Annotated in this window: 16 protein-coding genes; 9 read left to right on the forward strand and 7 right to left on the reverse strand. The window is 71.1% G+C overall.

What is annotated here, in order from left to right; all coding sequences use genetic code 11:
• Nucleotides 1-34 precede the first annotated feature (34 nt).
• From ACFC1I_RS14970 to ACFC1I_RS14985, 4 genes are all read left to right on the forward strand, one after another.
• Nucleotides 35-853 (forward strand): endo alpha-1,4 polygalactosaminidase, encoded by an 819-nt coding sequence (locus tag ACFC1I_RS14970; RefSeq protein ID WP_376010934.1) that lies wholly within the window; start codon nt 35-37, stop codon nt 851-853.
• Between the two features lie 70 nt (nt 854-923).
• Nucleotides 924-1727 carry an N-formylglutamate amidohydrolase gene (locus tag ACFC1I_RS14975; RefSeq protein ID WP_376010937.1) on the forward strand — a complete coding sequence of 268 codons (804 nt, stop codon included), beginning with the start codon at nt 924-926 and terminating at the stop codon, nt 1725-1727.
• The gene (locus ACFC1I_RS14980; RefSeq protein ID WP_376010940.1) at nt 1724-2938 is read left to right on the forward strand and encodes a flavohemoglobin expression-modulating QEGLA motif protein; all 1215 of its coding nucleotides are present in this window, start codon (nt 1724-1726) and stop codon (nt 2936-2938) included. Before ACFC1I_RS14975 ends, ACFC1I_RS14980 begins: the two co-directional genes overlap by 4 nt.
• Nucleotides 2939-2962: 24 nt before the next feature.
• On the forward strand, nt 2963-4006 hold the full coding sequence (locus ACFC1I_RS14985) for a glutathione synthetase (RefSeq protein ID WP_376010942.1): 1044 nt from the start codon (nt 2963-2965) through the stop codon (nt 4004-4006).
• A gap of 68 nt (nt 4007-4074) precedes the next feature.
• Here ACFC1I_RS14985 and ACFC1I_RS14990 read toward each other — a convergent pair whose 3' ends face one another.
• Entirely contained in the window at nt 4075-4356 is a 282-nt protein-coding gene (locus tag ACFC1I_RS14990) for a Fe-S cluster assembly protein HesB (protein WP_376010945.1), read from the reverse strand.
• 328 nt (nt 4357-4684) lie between these two features.
• On the opposite strand from ACFC1I_RS14990, the gene ACFC1I_RS14995 reads away from it, so the two are divergent.
• Together ACFC1I_RS14995 and pntB are read left to right on the forward strand one after the other, a co-directional pair.
• Nucleotides 4685-6250: a Re/Si-specific NAD(P)(+) transhydrogenase subunit alpha gene (locus ACFC1I_RS14995; protein ID WP_376010948.1), complete on the forward strand. Its 1566-nt coding sequence runs from the start codon at nt 4685-4687 to the stop codon at nt 6248-6250.
• Nucleotides 6247-7662 carry a Re/Si-specific NAD(P)(+) transhydrogenase subunit beta gene (pntB, locus tag ACFC1I_RS15000; RefSeq protein ID WP_376010951.1) on the forward strand — a complete coding sequence of 472 codons (1416 nt, stop codon included), beginning with the start codon at nt 6247-6249 and terminating at the stop codon, nt 7660-7662. The genes ACFC1I_RS14995 and pntB overlap by 4 nt, the downstream gene beginning before the upstream one ends.
• A gap of 41 nt (nt 7663-7703) precedes the next feature.
• Here the strand turns inward: pntB and ACFC1I_RS15005 are convergent, their stop codons facing one another.
• From ACFC1I_RS15005 to ACFC1I_RS15015, 3 genes are all read right to left on the reverse strand, one after another.
• Nucleotides 7704-8057 carry an Lsr2 family protein gene (locus ACFC1I_RS15005; protein ID WP_376010954.1) on the reverse strand — a complete coding sequence of 118 codons (354 nt, stop codon included), beginning with the start codon at nt 8055-8057 and terminating at the stop codon, nt 7704-7706.
• Nucleotides 8058-8211: 154 nt separating this feature from the next.
• Nucleotides 8212-9135, reverse strand: a complete 924-nt coding sequence (locus ACFC1I_RS15010) for a LuxR C-terminal-related transcriptional regulator (RefSeq protein WP_376010957.1) — start codon at nt 9133-9135, stop codon at nt 8212-8214.
• A 189-nt stretch (nt 9136-9324) separates the two neighbouring features.
• Nucleotides 9325-9924, reverse strand: a complete 600-nt coding sequence (locus ACFC1I_RS15015) for a methylated-DNA--[protein]-cysteine S-methyltransferase (RefSeq protein ID WP_376010960.1) — start codon at nt 9922-9924, stop codon at nt 9325-9327.
• 198 nt (nt 9925-10122) lie between these two features.
• Between ACFC1I_RS15015 and ACFC1I_RS15020 the strand changes: the two genes are divergently transcribed.
• Nucleotides 10123-13860, forward strand: a complete 3738-nt coding sequence (locus ACFC1I_RS15020; protein ID WP_376012061.1) for an AAA family ATPase — start codon at nt 10123-10125, stop codon at nt 13858-13860.
• The gene (locus ACFC1I_RS15025) at nt 13847-14062 is read left to right on the forward strand and encodes a hypothetical protein (protein WP_376010963.1); all 216 of its coding nucleotides are present in this window, start codon (nt 13847-13849) and stop codon (nt 14060-14062) included. The genes ACFC1I_RS15020 and ACFC1I_RS15025 overlap by 14 nt, the downstream gene beginning before the upstream one ends.
• Here ACFC1I_RS15025 and mscL read toward each other — a convergent pair.
• The 3 genes from mscL to ACFC1I_RS15040 are packed head-to-tail and all read right to left on the reverse strand — an operon-like array spanning nt 14059 to nt 15444.
• Nucleotides 14059-14481, reverse strand: a complete 423-nt coding sequence (mscL, locus tag ACFC1I_RS15030) for a large conductance mechanosensitive channel protein MscL (RefSeq protein ID WP_376010966.1) — start codon at nt 14479-14481, stop codon at nt 14059-14061. The genes ACFC1I_RS15025 and mscL overlap by 4 nt on opposite strands.
• 44 nt (nt 14482-14525) lie before the next feature.
• Nucleotides 14526-14828: an FmdB family zinc ribbon protein gene (locus ACFC1I_RS15035; protein ID WP_376010968.1), complete on the reverse strand. Its 303-nt coding sequence runs from the start codon at nt 14826-14828 to the stop codon at nt 14526-14528.
• 19 nt (nt 14829-14847) lie between these two features.
• On the reverse strand, nt 14848-15444 hold the full coding sequence (locus ACFC1I_RS15040; protein WP_376010971.1) for a 5-formyltetrahydrofolate cyclo-ligase: 597 nt from the start codon (nt 15442-15444) through the stop codon (nt 14848-14850).
• A gap of 93 nt (nt 15445-15537) precedes the next feature.
• Here ACFC1I_RS15040 and galU point away from each other — a divergent pair, with 93 nt between their 5' ends.
• Complete coding sequence (gene galU / locus ACFC1I_RS15045; RefSeq protein ID WP_376010973.1) at nt 15538-16425, forward strand: UTP--glucose-1-phosphate uridylyltransferase GalU; 888 nt, start codon at nt 15538-15540, stop codon at nt 16423-16425.
• Nucleotides 16426-16431: the final 6 nt, after the last annotated feature.

The following is a 16431-nucleotide window of genomic DNA, read 5'->3' on the forward strand; positions in this document are numbered from 1 at the left end:
CAGGCGCGTCCGGTGGGCCGTGTACCCTCGGCGGGTGGTTCCCTCCCGACACGCCCGCCTGCGCACCGGCGTGCTCGCGACGCTGCTGCTCGCCGCGACCCTCACCACCGCGTGCTCGCCGGCCCCGGCGCTCGAGCTCCCGCCTGAGGGCGCGGCGCCCGACTATCAGCTCGGGGCGGCCTACGCCCCGCCCGAGGGCGTGGGCATCGTCGCGCGCGATCGCACCGCCGATCCCGCCGCGGGCGTCTACTCGGTCTGCTACGTCAACGCCTTCCAGACCCAGCCCGGCGAGCTCGACGCCTGGCCGGCCGGCCTCCTGCTCGCCGACGCGGACGGCGTCGTCTACGACCCCGCCTGGCCCGACGAGGCACTGCTCGACACGTCGTCCGCGTCGAAGCGCGCGCAGATCGCCGCCATCGTCGAACCGTGGATCCGCGGCTGCGCGGAGTCGGGGTTCGCAGCCGTCGAGTTCGACAACCTCGACACCTACGCGCGCAGCGCCGGCGCGCTCACGTTCGACGACAACCTCGCGCTCGCCGCGGCCCTCATCGACGTGGCGCACGAGGCCGGCCTCGCCGCGGGGCAGAAGAACGCGGCGGAGGATGCTGCCACCCTGCGTGCGCGAGCCGGTTTCGACTTCGTCGTCGCAGAGGAGTGCCAGGCGTTCGACGAGTGCGACGTCTATCGAGCCGCCTATGGCGAGCACGTGATCGACATCGAGTACTCCGACACCGACGTCGACTTCGCCACCGCGTGCCGGCGTGCCTCGGCGCCCCGTTCCATCGTCCTGAGAGACCGCGATCTCGTCGCCCCGGACCACGACGACTATGTGTTCGCGCTCTGCGGCCGGTGAGCTGCGGACGACAATCGCGCGAGAACGCAACCCCCTTGAGGCAAGCATCACCCGGGGAAACAATTGGCCGATGCTGACGAGGGAGAGGGTCCCGTTCGACTTCCTCGGCGACTGGTCCGGCCAGTTCATCGCCACCGCCATCCACACCGGCCACGACGTCCGGGCGGAGGTGGCGGCGGAGTTGGTGCTGCCCGACGCGGATCGTCTCCGGGAGGAAGACCCGCACACCGATGAGATCGGCGCGCTCGTGCCGGCACGCGTCGTCGTGCACCGGTCCCGCTTCGAGGTCGACCTGAACCGCTCGCGCGAGAAGGCCGTCTACCGGTCGGCGGAGCAGGCGTGGGGCCTGGAGGTCGTCAGAGATCCGCCGCTCGATCCGGCCGTCGTCGCGGGGTCGCTCGAGGTGTACGACACGTTCTACGCGGAGCTCGGCCGGCGGCTCGACGTGGTCGCCGAGCGCGGACCTTTCGTGGTGTTCGACATCCACTCGTACAACCACCGGCGCGACGGCGCGGACGCCGCCGCGGCGCCGAGCACCGAGAACCCCGAAGTGAATGTCGGGACAGGTTCGCTCGATCGAGACCGCTTCGGGGCGGTGGCGGACGTCCTCATCGAGTCCCTCGCCGCAGCGGGCACCTCGGCGGGGCCGCTCGACGTACGTGAGAACGTGCGCTTCCGCGGGCAACAGCTCGCCGCGTGGACGCATCGGCGCTACCCCGAGCGGGCGATCGTCCTCGCGCTGGAGTTCAAGAAGACCTTCATGGACGAGTGGACCGGTGACGCGGATCAGGCCCGGATCGACGAGCTCGCCAGGGCCGTAGCATCCACCATCCCTTCCCTCGAAGAGGCGCTTGTCGAGGTGGCGGCGCCGTGAGCACCGACCCGACCCACGCCGCCGATGCCGGCGGGCCCGAGACCGATGTCATCGAGAAGGGGGCGTTCTCGGCCGCCGACCTGGCGGCGGATCACGCCATGGCATCGCTCGCCGGTACGGTGCGGTTCCTCCTCGAGATGACGCCGGTGAACGCGGACGACGTCCGCGCGCAGTTCCTCGCCGACCCGAAGGCCGACCCGGTCTTCGAATACCGGAGCCTCGACGTCGACCCCGATGTGCTCGATGCCCAGGTGGCCGCGCTGCCGCTCGACGCCGTCACCGACGCCACCCTCGCGGCACTGCTGCGCAGCCGGCAGCGCGAGATGACGCTGAGGGTCGAGATGCTGCGCGCGCGGAACACCCCGGAGTTCCTGCAGCTCTCGATCGCGCAGTACGGGCCGGTGCTTCCCGCGCTCGTCGACACGGCCGACGACCTCCTCGCCCGGCTGCCGCACGGGAAGCTGGAGCGAGACTCCGTGAGCGCGGAGCAGTTCCTCGCGGCCGCGAAGGCCGAGATCGCCCACTACCGGTCGATCGACCCCGATGTGCAGCTTCATGCCGAGATCCGCGACGACGTCTCGGGGGTGCTCGTCGAGGGCGACACTCTGCTCATCTCGCAGAACGCTGCCGTCGCCGGCGCGCGCGTGAACGCCCTTCTGCAGCACGAGGTGGGCACGCATCTCGTGACCCAGGTGAACGGCCTGGCGCAGCCGATCCGCATGCTCGGTGCCGGACTCGCGCACTACGACGAGACGCAGGAGGGCCTCGCCGTGCTCGCGGAGATCGCGTGCGGTGGACTCACCGCGTCGCGGCTGCGGCAGCTCGCGGCTCGTGTCGTCGCCGTCCACGCGCTGGTCGGTGGGGCGAGCTTCGTGGACACGCACCGCGCCCTCACCGCACACGGCCTGCCCGCCGGGAGCGCGTACAGCGTCGCGATGCGCGTCTACCGCGCCGGCGGCTTCACCAAGGACGCCATCTACCTGCGCGGACTGCTGGCGCTGCTCGAGCATGTGGCGCACGGCGGTGCGCTGGACCTGCTCTTCCTCGGCAAGTTCTCGCTCGAGGACCTGCCCCTCGTGCAGGACCTCGCCGATCGGGGCCTGCTCGCACCGGCCCGCGTCACGCCCCGCTACCTGTCGGATGCCGAGTCCGCCGGCCGGCTCCACGACGCTGCGCGAGCCGAGGACCTCGTCTCGCTGGTCAATGCCTGACCGTTCCACTCCCGAGGAGCCCAGATGAGAATCGGTTTCGTCGTCAACGACATCGCCACGGAGCAGCCCATCTACTCGACGACGCGGCTCGCGATGAGCGCTGCCGCGCGCGGGCACGACGTGCACCTGATGGGGCTGCGGGACTTCGGCTACGAGCCCGACGGATCGCTCTCTGCGATCACCGCGACCCCCGCCGCCGGCAAGCGCTACCGGTCGCTCGACCGCTACCTCGAGGACGTGCAGTCCGCGACCCGTCAGCGGACGCAGCTCGACGATTTCGACGTGCTCATGCTCCGCGCCGACCCGGCGGCCGAGGCCGCCGACACCGCGTGGGCGAGCACGGCAGGCCTGGCGTTCGGCCGGATGGTCGCCGAGACGGGCGTCCTCGTGGTCAACGATCCCCGCTCGCTCGCCGACGCGATGTCGAAGGCGTACTTCCAGCACTTCCCGGAGGTCGTGCGCCCGCGCACGCTGATCTCGCGCGACGAGGAGCGGGTGCGGGAGTTCATCGACGAGCTCGGCGGGCGCGCCGTGCTCAAGCCCCTGCAGGGCTCCGGCGGCTCGGGGGTGTTCCTCGTCGACCTGAAGCGGGAGCGCAACATCGCGCAGATCGTCGAGGCGATCGCGCGAGACGGCTACGTCGTGGCACAGGAGTACCTCCCCGCCGCCCAGCAAGGCGACGTGCGGATGTTCGTGATGAACGGCCGCGCGCTCGAGATCGACGGGGTGTACGCCGCGTTCCGCCGCCGGCCGGATGCCGCAGAGGTGCGCTCGAACATGTCCGCGGGCGGCAAGGCCGAGGCGGTGAAGGTCACCGACGAGATGCTCCACCTGGTCGACGCGGTGCGCCCGAAACTCCTCTCCGACGGCATGTTCCTCGTCGGGCTCGACATCGCGGGCGACAAGCTGATGGAGGTCAACGTCTTCTCGCCGGGCGGTCTCGGATCCTGTGCCCAGCTGTACGGCGTGGACTTCGCCGCGGCGGTCGTCGACGACCTCGAGCGCAAGACGGGCATGCGCGAGCACTACGGCAGCGAATTCCCCAACGTCCAGCTCGCGACCGCGTGACGAGGGACGGCGCTGACGACGAAGGCCCCGACATCCGATGACGGATGCCGGGGCCCGAGGCGCTCTGGTCAGCCCTGGGTTCCGAGGGCGAAACGAACGGCGCCGTCGTTCGACAGTTCGGCGTCGAGCACGCGGTCGTCGAGGGCGGCCGCGGCCCCTTCGTCGAGGAAGACGCGGGCGCCGCCCTCGGTGACGACCGTGTCGGCCGGCGCGGGCGCGGGCGCGACGCTCAGTTCGAATCCGGCCGAGCCTCCGGTGTCGCGGATTCGCACACCGCCCTCTTCAGCAAGGGGCACCCGGGCGACGAGTTCTTCGACGGCCTCGGCGGCGGTCTGGGTCAGCGTGAGCATGCTTTTCCTTTCCGTTTGCGGTGGTGGACCGGCCACGATTCCGAGATCGGCCGGCAGATGCAACCTCTCCGCGCCGAAGAGCGCGCATTCGGAGGGAGTTCCCACGTTCGCGGGCCGCCCGCTCGGATCCCGCAGCCGGAGAAGAAGCCGGATTGTGGTGCTGGGGGAGCAAGATCTGTGATTCTTGACATCGTGTCGGGGCGCAATGCGCGCTGTATCTGCGGGGCGGTCTGACAGGGTGGAGGCGTCGCCGCGAGCACCGCAGAAGTTCTCGCTGACCTCCCCGTCGCCGCAGCCGCATGCTGCCGCACCCGACCCAGAGGAACGCATGACCCGCATTGGCATCGTCGCCGAAGCGCCCGGAGAGACCCGGGTGGCCGCGACCCCGACCACCGTCCCGAAACTCATCGCGCTCGGCTACGACGTCGTCGTCGAGGCCGGCGCCGGCGCCGGCTCGTCGTTCTCCGACGCCGCGTTCGCCCAGGCCGGCGCGACCGTGGTCGACGGAGCGGCTGCGTGGGCGGCGCCCGTGGTGCTGAAGGTCAACGCGCCGACGCCCGCCGAGATCGACCGGCTCGCCGACGGCGCGACGATCGTCGCGACGCTGAGCCCGGCGCTGCGGCCCGACCTCGTCGAGTCGCTCGCCACACGGGGCATCACGGCGATCGCGCTCGACGCGGTGCCGCGCATCTCGCGCGCGCAGTCGATGGACGTGCTGAGCTCGATGGCCAACATCGCCGGCTACCGCGCGGTCGTCGAGGCCGCCCACGAGTTCGGCCGCTTCTTCACCGGTCAGGTGACCGCGGCCGGCAAGGTGCCGCCCGCGAAGGTGCTCGTCGCCGGCGCGGGTGTCGCGGGGCTGGCGGCGATCGGCGCCGCGTCGAGCCTGGGTGCGATCGTGCGGGCGACCGACCCGCGGCCGGAGGTCGCCGACCAGGTCGCGTCGATCGGCGGCGAATACCTCGAGGTCGTCGTCGCGGAGGAGGCGAAGCAGGTCTCGTCCGACGGGTACGCGAAGGCGACGAGCGAGGCGTACGACCGCCGCGCGGCCGAGATCTACTCGGAGCAGGCGGCCGACGTCGACATCATCATCACGACGGCGCTCATCCCCGGGCGTCCGGCGCCGCGCCTGATCACGGCGGCGGATGTGGCCTCGATGCGCGCGGGCAGCGTGATCGTCGACATGGCGGCGGGGCAGGGCGGCAACGTCGAGGGCTCGGTCGCCGGCGAGAAGGTCGTGACCGGCAACGGCGTCGTGATCCTCGGCTACACCGACCTTCCCGGCCGCCTGCCGCAGCAGGCGTCGCAGCTGTTCGCGACCAACCTCGTCAACCTGCTGAAGCTCCTCACCCCGGGCAAGGACGGCGAACTCACGCTCGATTTCGACGACGTCGTGCAGCGCACGGTCACGGTCGTGCAGGACGGCGCGGTCACGTGGCCCCCGCCCCCGGTGCAGGTCTCGGCGGCTCCCGCGCCGAAGAAGGGGACGGATGCTGCGCCCGCAGGCGCTGCGGCCGGCACCGCCGCGAAGAAGCCGATGTCGACGGCAGCCCGCTCCGGCCTCATCGTCGCCGGCATCGCCGCGCTGTTCGCGATCTGCGCGTTCGCGCCACCGCCGCTCCCGCAGCACTTCCTCGTGCTGACGCTCGCGATCGTCGTCGGCTTCTACGTCATCGGCCACGTCGCGCACGCGCTGCACACGCCGCTGATGAGCGTCACCAACGCGATCTCGGGCATCATCGTGGTCGGCGCGATGGTGCAGATCACGGTCCCCGACCTCACGGTGCAGATCCTCGCCGCGGTCGCGGTGCTGCTCGCGAGCATCAACATCTTCGGCGGCTTCGCCGTGACGCGGCGCATGCTCGCGATGTTCCAGAAGGGTGAGACCCGATGATCGCGGTCGCCGGTCAGGTCGCGGGCGCCGCCTACATCGTCGCGGCGCTGCTGTTCATCCTCAGCCTCGCGGGGCTCAGCAAGCACGAGACCAGCCGCCGCGGCGTGGTGTTCGGCATCGTCGGCATGGCGATCGCGCTCGTCGCGACGGTCGTCCTGGTGGCGGCCGGCGCGTGGGGGCAGCCGTCGGGGGCGCTCGGGCTGACGTTGCTCGTCGTCGCCGTGCTCGTCGGCGCCGCGATCGGGCTGTGGCGCGCGCGGATCGTCCAGATGACGGGGATGCCCGAGCTCATCGCGCTGCTGCACTCCTTCGTGGGTCTCGCCGCCGTGCTCGTCGGCTGGAACGGCGCGCTCTACGAGACCGGACTCACGGGGGCGCTCGCCGACATCCACCACGCCGAGGTCTTCATCGGCGTGTTCATCGGCGGCGTGACGTTCACCGGCTCGATCGTCGCGTTCCTCAAGCTGTCGGCGCGGATCTCCTCCAAGCCGCTCATGCTGCCCGGCAAGAACGCGCTCAACATCGGCGCCCTCGTCCTGTTCCTCGCGCTCACGGTCTGGTACGTGATCACCCCTGAGCTGTGGCTCCTGATCGCCGTGACGCTGCTCGCGCTGGCACTCGGCTGGCATCTGGTCGCCTCGATCGGCGGCGGCGACATGCCCGTGGTCGTCTCGATGCTCAACAGCTACTCGGGATGGGCCGCGGCCGCAGCCGGCTTCCTGCTGAACAACGACCTGCTCATCGTCACCGGTGCCCTCGTCGGCTCGTCGGGTGCGTACCTGAGCTACATCATGTGCAAGGCGATGAACCGGTCGTTCCTGTCGGTGATCGCGGGCGGCTTCGGCATCGAGGCGCCGAAGGGCGGCGACGAGGAATACGGCGAGCATCGCGAGATCGACGCCGAGGCCGCAGCCGACCTGCTTGCGAACGCGTCCACCGTCGTGATCACGCCGGGCTACGGCATGGCCGTCGCGCAGGCTCAGCACGGTGTCGCCGACCTCGTGCAGAAGCTGCGCGAGCGCGGCGTCGACGTGCGGTTCGGCATCCATCCCGTCGCCGGACGCCTTCCCGGCCACATGAACGTGCTCCTCGCCGAGGCGAAGGTGCCGTACGACATCGTGCTCGAGATGGACGAGATCAACGACGACCTGTCGGGTGTCGACGTCGTGCTCGTCATCGGGGCGAACGACACCGTCAACCCGGCTGCCGCCGAAGACCCCTCCAGTCCGATCGCCGGAATGCCGGTGCTCCGTGTCTGGGAGGCCGGCAACGTGATCGTCTTCAAGCGCTCGATGGCGTCGGGATATGCGGGCGTACAGAATCCGCTCTTCTACCGCGACAACGCGCAGATGCTCTTCGGAGACGCGAAAGAGAAAGTCGACGAGATTCTCTTCCAGCTGTCACGCTCGTGACATCGACGAATCCTCGATGAAAGGCCGCGAGGCGGCGTGCGTCAGTGCGCCGCCTCGTAGGCTTCGAGAACGGATGCCGGAACCCGGCCGCGCTCGGAGACCTGATAGCCGTTCTGCTTCGCCCATTCGCGGACGCCGCTGTAATCCTGCTGCCCGCTGCGGCGGCGCTTGCGCCCGGCCGAGGCGGCGCTGGACGCCGCACGGGAGGACGACACGGCTCGGGCCGCTTTGGTGTAACGCTCGAGAGCGCCGCGCAGTGCTGCGGCGTTCTCATCGGTGAGGTCGATCTCGTACGCGACGCCGTCGAGCGAGAACAGCACGGTCTCGCCTTCGCCGGCTTCCAAAAGGGTTCCGTCGAGGTCGTCGACGAGCTGGTGAACGATTCTGCGGGCCATGAGGGCACAATACGCGAATTGTCGCCCACCGCCTATTGATGAATTCGTCTTCGGTGCGAATCGTCGGCCGGCACCGCAATTCGGCTTCGCGGTCAATTCGAACGCGAGCATCCGGACGGTGCAGATTATCGGGAGATATGCCCTCGGCCGCCGGTCAGGGGAGAATGCCGGCGCGGCGCGCCGTGACCACCGCGGCATGGCGGGTCGAGGCATCCAGCTTCGCCATCGCCGCCTGCAGATACGACTTGACGGTGCCGTCTTTGAGGTCGAGCGTCGCCGCGATCTCGGCGTTGGTCGAGCCGAGCGCCGCGCACGCGAGCACATCGATCTCGCGCGGCGAGAGCCGTACCTCGAGGTCGACCGACGGCTCCGAACCGTCGTGCGAGAGCGCGGCCAGCCGCTGCTCGAGACGGTCGAGCCGCGCGCGCAGTGCCGGGTCGTCGATGATCGCCGCGATGCTGCGGAGCTCCGCGTAGGTCTCGCGCAGTTCTTCGCGGGTCGCGGCCGGCAGCGGGGCCGGGGCGGTGCGCGTGGGGGAGAGGGCGAGCCGTCGCTGCACCTCGTCGCGGATGCGCAGTTCGCTCGAGAGCTCTTCGGCGACGGCGAAGGCCGGCCGGGCGACGACGTCGCCGACCGGCGATTCGGCCCAGGAGCCGCAGTAGATGACGCCGCGCGCGCGACCGCCCACCATCACGGGGACGGCGAACAGCGTCGCGATGCCCTCGCCGAGGACCGCGCGGTCGTAGTCGTGCGTGATGCTGCGGGACGAGCCGTAGTCGAGCGCGAGTCGCGGACGCTTCTCGACGAGCGCGCGTCCGCCGAGGCCGCGCGAGGCCTCGACGACGAGACCCTCGAGGTTGCGGGTGCGGGCGCCGTGGATGGAGGTGACGTGGATCGCGTCGCCGAGCGCGAGGCCGCCGAAGGCGACGGGGAAGCGGGTGCGGCGGACGAGCTCGGCCACCGCGTGATCGAGCGCCTGTGCGTCGCCGGGATCGCCGGCCATGCCGTCCACGACGATGCGGACCCCCGCGCCCTTGCGATCGGGGGCCGGTGCGCGATGCGGGAGGGACGCGCCCACGGCTACCTGCTTCCGGCGTGACGGCGTCCTCACCGCCCATTTTCGTAGCGTCGACCTTACCACTCAGGGGCGTCGCGCCCGGTGGCGTGCGGCGCCTCCTCACCGAGGTTGCGAGGCCCGCCGGCGTGCCGAGCGGGCCTCGCGACGTGCGGACGGCCTACACGCCCGCACGCCTGGATCGTGCGCGCGTCAGCTGGTCGCCGCGACGTCGTCCGCGGCCGACATCGGCGCCGCGGGAACGCTCGGCCCCTGTTCGAGGTCGAGCAGGAACCGCTTCACGTCTGGCCGCCCGCCGTACTCGCCGATGGAGCCGTCGGCGCGGACGACGCGGTGCACCGGGACGACCACCGAGAACGGGGTGGTGGCGCAGGCGGTGCCGACGGCGCGCCCGGCGCGGGGGACGCCCGCGGCGATCGCCACCTCTCCATAGCCGGCGGTCTCGCCGTAGGGGATGTCGCACACGGCCTGAAGCGCGGCGAGCGTGAACCCGCGCACGAGGCGCCAGTCCAGCGGCAGGTCGAACTCCTCCCGTTCGCCGTCGAAGTACTCGTCGAGCTGCCGGGCCGCGCTGTCGAAGGTGTCGGTCTCGGCGGAGGCGGGGGACGCGGCATCCGTCTCGTCATCAGGGAGGGGGAGGGCGCGCAGCCGCAGCGCGACACGCTCGATCTCGGCGTGCAGCGGGCCGTCGAAGGGGTGCAGGGTCACGATGCCGTCGGTGGTCGTGACGATCAGGATGTCGCCGATGGGCGACGGGTGGACGCGGTAGCGGGGCGGATCCTCGGGGGTCATGCGACCATCCTGGCGCGCGGCGCGGACGCCGCGGCCGGTCACGGGCGGGATCTGTGCAGAGTCCGCGCGGAAGGCCCACGGGGGAGGAGGGGGTGCGCCGGCGCCGTCCAATACCGCGAAACTCAGGTCCATTGCAAGAGCGGCGCCCGCGCCGCCTTTAGGGTGGCTCGTGTGTGGCGAGCAGAACGCAGCGCCGTGTTGGGCTCAGGAGATGCCGAGCGCGGGTACGAGGTGACCCCCGGTGATCTGGGTCTCGCCGAGCCCGACGTCACGGTGGTGCATGTCGCCGAATCCGAGCGCGACAGGCTCCGACTGCAGTCGGCTGCCCTGGGCGGCCGGTCGACGCTGCTGCACTTCTCGGACGGGCTGGACGCCGCGATCGAGATCACCAAGGCGCATCCCGGAAGCCTGCCGCAGTTCATCACCGGGCGCTCGACGCTGCTGTCGAACCTGTTCCGTGACGAGGTCGCGCTGCGCAACGCCCGCCTCGCCGCGCAGAGCATCACCGCGAAGGACCAGGAGCTGCGCACGACGCGCGGCCTCGACACCGTGCGTCTCGCGGTCGGTCTCGCGACGTGGCGCATCGCCGGCATCTCGTGGAGCGCGCCCGTGCTGCTCAGGCCGCTCGCGATCCGCCGCCACCACGGCGACTACGAACTCAAGCTGCACGGGACGTTCTCGGTCAACCCCGAGCTGATCCGCGCCATGCACACGCACTTCGGCATCATGATCGACGCCGGAGGACTCGCCGCTCTCGCCTACGAGGGCGGCGTCTTCAAACCGCAGCCCGTGATCGACCACATCCGTGCGCTGACGGCGTCGATCGACAGCTTCGCGGTGAAGCCGCGCCTGCTCGTGTCGACGTTCGCCGACGTCGCCGGCGACATGGCGCTGGACGCGTCGGATCTCGATCACCGGGTGCTCAACGCGCTCGCCGGACACGTCGCCGACCGCGAGTCGCTCACGATCCGCCGCGACGGGCCGCCGCCGACGAACCCCGACGACCGGGCTCCCGCCGCCGACATGCTGCTGCTGGACGCCGACTCCGAGCAGGAGCGGGTGCTCGCGCGCATCGCCGACGGCCAGTCCCTCGTCATCCACACGCTGCCCGGCACCGGCGGCACGCAGACCGTCATCAACGCGGTCGGGTCGCTGGTGCGCGACGGCAAGCGCGTGCTGGTGGTGAGCGCGCGCCGCTCGACGCTCGACGGCGTGCGGCATCGCCTCGCGGGCATCGGCCTCCCGGGGCTCGCCGTCTCGCCCGACCGCCTGCAGCGCGACCTCATCCGCGCGATCGGCCGCAACGAGAAGGCCGAGGCGCCCAAGGTCTCCGACATCGACGACGCGCTGGTGCGCCTGCGCGGCGTGCTGCGCGACTACCGCTCCGCTGTGACCGCGAAGCACCCCGACTTCGGGGTGTCGGTGCTCGACATCCTCCGCGAGCTCGCGGAGCTCGCCGGGCGGGGTGTCGCCCCCGCGACCGAGGCGCGGTTCGACACCCACGCGCTCGCGAGCCTCGCGACGAAGCGCGCGGATGCTGCGGCGAAGCTGTCGGCGGCCGCGCGACTGGGTGAGTTCCGCTTCGGCCCCGACGACTCGCCCTGGTACGGCGTCACGTTCGCGACGGTGGAAGAGGCCCGCGGCGCGCACGCGCTCGCCGGCAAGCTCCACCGCACCGATGTGCCCACGCTCCTCGAGCGCGGCTACGAGCTGATCGCGCAGACGCGCATGCGCCCGTTCCAGACCGTCGCCGAGCTCGGCGTGTACCTGCGTCTGCTGCGCGGCATCCGCGACTCGCTCGACAAGTTCAGCCTCACGGTCTTCGAGCGGCCCCTCGCCGAGCTCATCCAGGCGCACGCGCCGCGCCGTGACGCGCCGGAGATGAACGGCGCGAACCGGCGCCGCCTGCGCCGTCTGTCGCGCGAGTACCTGCGCCCCGGCGTCCACGTGCCCGACATGTACGAGGCGCTGGTGCGCATCCAGCAGCAGCGCACCGAATGGCAGCGCTACGTCGACCCGGGCGTCACGCCCGAGCTGCCGCTCGGGCTCGGCGACGTGCAGGTCGCCTGGCAGCGCGTCGACGCCGAGCTCGGCGAGGTCGACGCGGTGCTCGGCCGCAGCGGTGCCGACAAGCTCGCGACGCTTCCGGTGAAGCAGCTCGTGCGCACGCTCGCGGGGCTCGCCGCCGAATCCGACGTCTTCGACAACCTCAGGGAACGCGCGACGCTGCGCTCCGAGCTCGCCGCGATGGGCCTCGAGCCCCTGCTGCTCGAGCTGTCGGTGCGGCACGTCCCCGAGGACCAGGTGGCGGCCGAGCTCGAGTACGCGTGGTGGCAGTCCGCCCTCGAGCTGCTGCTGCGCACCGACCGCGCCGTGCTCGGCGCCAACACCGCCGTCGTCGACCGTCTGGAGCGCGACTTCCGGCTCGTCGACGAGGCTCATGCCGCGGCATCCGGTCCCCTTCTCGCGGCCCATCTCGCGACGCAGTGGCGCATCGGGATCGTCGACCACCGCTCCGAGGCCGACGGGCTCAAGCAGGCGCTGAAGCGCGGCGCGATCACGCCCGCCGAGCTCGCGGCCGTGGCGCCCACGCTCTCGCGCACGGTGGCGCCGGTGTGGCTCGCGTCGCCCTACGAGGTTCCCCGCATCCCCGAGGCTGTCGCGTTCGACGTCGTGGTGGTGGCGGATGCTGCGGCCCTGTGTCTCGCCGAGGCATCACCCGCGCTCCGCCGGGCGGGGCAGGTCGTGGTGTTCGGCGACCCCGTCACGCAGAAACCGACGCCGTTCCACGTCTCGGCGGGATCCGCGATGTCGGCCGCCGTGCCGCCGCCCGCTTTCGGTGCGCCTGCCGAGGGCGACGAGGACGAGGTCCCGTTCGACAGCACCAGCGTATTCGAGCGGCTCGCCGAGCTCCTGCCCGTCGAGACCCTCACCCGCAGCTACCGGGCGGGCGGCGAGGATCTCGCTGCGCTCGTGAACGACGCGTTCTACGGCGGCGAGCTCGTCTCGCTGCCCTGGGCGGGGTCGTACCTGGGGCGCGGCAGCCTCGCGGTCGACTACGTCGAGGGCGGCCACGGCACGCCCGACCCCATCACCGGGGCCGTCGAGAGCCCCGACTCCGAGGTGGCCCGCGTCGTGACGCTCGTCGTCGAGCACGCCGTGAACCGCGGCAGCGAATCGCTCATGGTCGTCACCGCGAGCGTGCGGCACGCCGAGCGCATCCGCGCCGCCGTCGAGGCCGCCTTCGCCGGCCGCGCCGACGTCGCGGACTTCGTCTCGCGCGACACCGCCGAGCCGTTCGCGGTGCTCACGCTCGAGGAGTCGGTCGCCGAGAGCCGCGACCGCGTGATCTTCTCGCTCGGCTTCGGCCTCACCAAGCACGGCCGCGTGCTGAGCGATTTCGGCGACCTGTCGTCGCCCGACGGCGAACGCCTGCTCACCGTCGGCATGACCCGTGCGCGGCGGTCGATGGTGATCGTGTCGTCGATCCGGCCGTCGGCGTTCGACGCCGGCCGCCTCGAGTACGGCGCCGCGACCCTCATGTCGATCCTGGGCGGCATCGCGGCCCGCTCGCGCGAGGCACGCCTCGAAGACCTGGCCGACCCGCTGACACGTGCGCTCGCGCGTGAGCTGCGCCGTGCGGGGCTGTCGGTCGACGTCGACTACCGGGGTCTCCTGCCCCTCGTCGCGCAGTACGGCGGCAAGGCGGTGGTCGTCGAAAGCGACCCCGAGACGATCGGCGAGTCGCTGCGGGAGTCGCTGCGGCTGCGCCCGCAGATCCTCCGGCGCCTGGGGTGGCACTACGTGCGCGTGCACTCGTTCGACCTCTACCGCGACCCCGCCGAGGTCGCCCAGCGCATCGCCGCGATGCTGGGCGTGCCGCCCGACGCCCCGCGCGTCGCGGGCGAGACCCAGCCCATCGATGTCATCGAGTGACCGGCAGCGCATCGAGCGCGTCAAAGGATCCCGCCGCGCGAAGCTGACGCCCGCGCCGGGCACCACGGCCGAGCCGGTCCCGGCCGATGAGACGACGGATGCCGCGCCCCCGGCCGGCCAGAAGGGCCGGGGGAACGCGGCATCCGATGAGAAGGGTCCGAACGACGACCGCCTGCGGCGAGACGTCCCGCCGCACTACTAGGTGCGGGGTGCGGTGTTCTGCTTCTCGAGGAGGTCGCGGATCTGCACCAGGAGCTCCTGCTCGGTGGGCAGCTTCGGCTCTTCGTCGGCGGGCGTGATGCCGGCCTTCGCGGCCGCGCGCTCCTTCAGCAGGTTCATCGGGTGCACGAAGACGAAGTAGACGACGATCGCGACCGCGAGGAACGCGATCACCGCATTGATGAGATCGCTGATCGGGAAGGTGACCGGGCCCCACAGGCCCTGGACGGTGATGCCGATCGTGCCGTCGGCGTCCGGCTTCCAGACGAGCTCGATCAGCGGGTTGATGATGCTCGAGACGATCGCGTTGACGACCGCGGTGAACGCGGCGCCGATGACGACCGCGACCGCCAGGTCGATGACGTTGCCGCGGAGAATGAATTCCTTGAAGCCCTTGATCACGTGTACCCCCCTGGGTGTCGTTGCGCGTCTGGGGCGCCGGAGGATCAGGCTCCGGACGACGCGGGCGAGGCCTTCGCCTCGGACTTCGATGATGTCGAAGTCGACGAGGACGCGCCACCCGACGAATCCGACCCGCCGCCCGATCCGGCGCCGCCCGAGGACTTCGCGCCCGCGCGGGAATCGGTGCGGTAGAAGCCTGAGCCGTTGAAGGTGACGCCGATCGAGCCGTACTCCTTGCGCAGCGGTCCGCCGCACTCGGGGCACTCGGTCAGGGTCGGGTCGGCGAACGACTGCACCGCGTCGAAGCGGTGACCGCACTGCTTGCAGGCATAGGCGTAGGTGGGCATGTTCTCTCGGTTCTCGCTGTCAGCGCCGTGTGGGCGCGAGGGTGATGGTGCGCGTGGGCGTCACGACGCCGGTGACGCGCTCGTCGAGTTCGTCGCTCGGCAGCTCGTCCACGAACTCGGTGTCGAAGACGACCGCGTAGACGGGAGGGCACCTCTCCATCGAGCCCAGCGTCTTGTCGTAGAAGCCGCGGCCCCAGCCGAGCCGCATTCCAGTGCGGTCGACGGAGGCGGCGGGGATGACGAGCAGGTCGACGTCGTTGACCGCGATCGGGCCGAGCAGCTCGCCGACCGGCTCCGGCAGTCCGTACATGCCCTCGGCGATGTCGCCTTCGGGTGTGGCGACCGCCCAGTCCAGCAGGCCGTCGGCACGCGTCACGGGAAGGAGGACACGGATGCCGCGGCCCACGGCATCCGCGACGAAAGAGCGCGTGCCGGGTTCGGCGGTCGTCGACAGGAAGCAGGAGATCGAGCGGGCGCCGTGCTCGGCGACGAGGGCGTCGAGCTGGGCGTGGATGCCGGCCTCGGCGGTCTCGCGCGCCTGCGGCGAGATGAGCTGGCGTCGCTCGCGGAGCTCGGCGCGCAGGGCGCGCTTGGCGTCGGCGATGGCGTCGGACATGGTGTCGATTCTAAGTCGTGGAGCCGTCGGCGGCGTCGAAAGACGGCGTGGTCAGCGCGTAGCGGCTTCCGGTCGCTGGCTAGAGTGTGTTCCATGACCCACAAGCCCTTCAAGGCCGTGATCCCCGCGGCCGGACTCGGCACGCGCTTCCTCCCTGCGACGAAGGCGATGCCCAAGGAGATGCTCCCCGTCGTCGACAAGCCCGCCATCCAGTACGTGGTCGAAGAAGCCACGCAGGCCGGCATCGAGGACGTCCTGATCATCATCGGTCGCAACAAGAACAACCTCTCGAACCACTTCGACTCGGTTCCCGAGCTCGAGAGCAACCTGGCCAAGAAGGGCGACCAGGAGAAGCTTGCGAAGGTGCAGCGCTCCAGCGACCTCGCCGACATCCACTTCGTGCGCCAGGGTGAGCCGCGCGGTCTCGGGCATGCGGTGCTGCGTGCCAAGGCGCACGTCGGCGACCACCCCTTCGCCGTGCTCCTCGGCGACGACCTCATCGACGAGCGCGACCCCTTGCTGACGACCATGCTCGAGCAGTACGACCGCACCGGTGCGGCCATCGTCGCCCTCCTCGAGGTGCCCGAGGACTCGATCCACCTGTACGGCGCGGCAGCGGTCCAGGCGACCGACACCGACGGCGTCGTCAAGGTCACCGGCCTCGTCGAGAAGCCGGCCAAAGAGGACGCCCCCTCCAACTACGCCGTGATCGGCCGCTACGTGCTCTCGCCCGACGTGTTCGAGATCCTCGAGCGCACCGAGCCCGGCAAGGGCGGGGAGATCCAGCTCACGGACGCGCTCCAGGAGCTCGCCGCCGACCCCGACGGCCCGGGCGTGTACGGCGTGGTTTTCCGTGGCCGTCGCTACGACACCGGCGATAGGGTGGACTACATCAAGGCCATCGTGCAGCTGGCGGCCGATCGCGAAGATCTCGGTCCCGCACTGCGTCCCTGGTTCAAGGATTTCGCGGCGAACCTCTGACGCCGC

The organism is Microbacterium sp. NPDC056044, from assembly GCF_042267145.1.
GTDB lineage: Bacteria > Actinomycetota > Actinomycetes > Actinomycetales > Microbacteriaceae > Microbacterium.

What these genes read in the sequence shown, in the direction of transcription:
- ACFC1I_RS14975 (WP_376010937.1), top strand. Translation starts at nt 924, where the DNA reads ATGCTGACGAGGGAGAGGGTCCCGTTCGACTTCCTCGGCGACTGGTCC.
- ACFC1I_RS14985 (WP_376010942.1), top strand. Translation starts at nt 2,963, where the DNA reads ATGAGAATCGGTTTCGTCGTCAACGACATCGCCACGGAGCAGCCCATC.
- ACFC1I_RS14990 (WP_376010945.1), bottom strand. Translation starts at nt 4,356, where the DNA reads ATGCTCACGCTGACCCAGACCGCCGCCGAGGCCGTCGAAGAACTCGTC.
- ACFC1I_RS14995 (WP_376010948.1), top strand. Translation starts at nt 4,685, where the DNA reads ATGACCCGCATTGGCATCGTCGCCGAAGCGCCCGGAGAGACCCGGGTG.
- pntB (WP_376010951.1), top strand. Translation starts at nt 6,247, where the DNA reads ATGATCGCGGTCGCCGGTCAGGTCGCGGGCGCCGCCTACATCGTCGCG.
- ACFC1I_RS15005 (WP_376010954.1), bottom strand. Translation starts at nt 8,057, where the DNA reads ATGGCCCGCAGAATCGTTCACCAGCTCGTCGACGACCTCGACGGAACC.
- ACFC1I_RS15015 (WP_376010960.1), bottom strand. Translation starts at nt 9,924, where the DNA reads ATGACCCCCGAGGATCCGCCCCGCTACCGCGTCCACCCGTCGCCCATC.
- ACFC1I_RS15025 (WP_376010963.1), top strand. Translation starts at nt 13,847, where the DNA reads ATGTCATCGAGTGACCGGCAGCGCATCGAGCGCGTCAAAGGATCCCGC.
- ACFC1I_RS15035 (WP_376010968.1), bottom strand. Translation starts at nt 14,828, where the DNA reads ATGCCCACCTACGCCTATGCCTGCAAGCAGTGCGGTCACCGCTTCGAC.
- ACFC1I_RS15040 (WP_376010971.1), bottom strand. Translation starts at nt 15,444, where the DNA reads ATGTCCGACGCCATCGCCGACGCCAAGCGCGCCCTGCGCGCCGAGCTC.
- galU (WP_376010973.1), top strand. Translation starts at nt 15,538, where the DNA reads ATGACCCACAAGCCCTTCAAGGCCGTGATCCCCGCGGCCGGACTCGGC.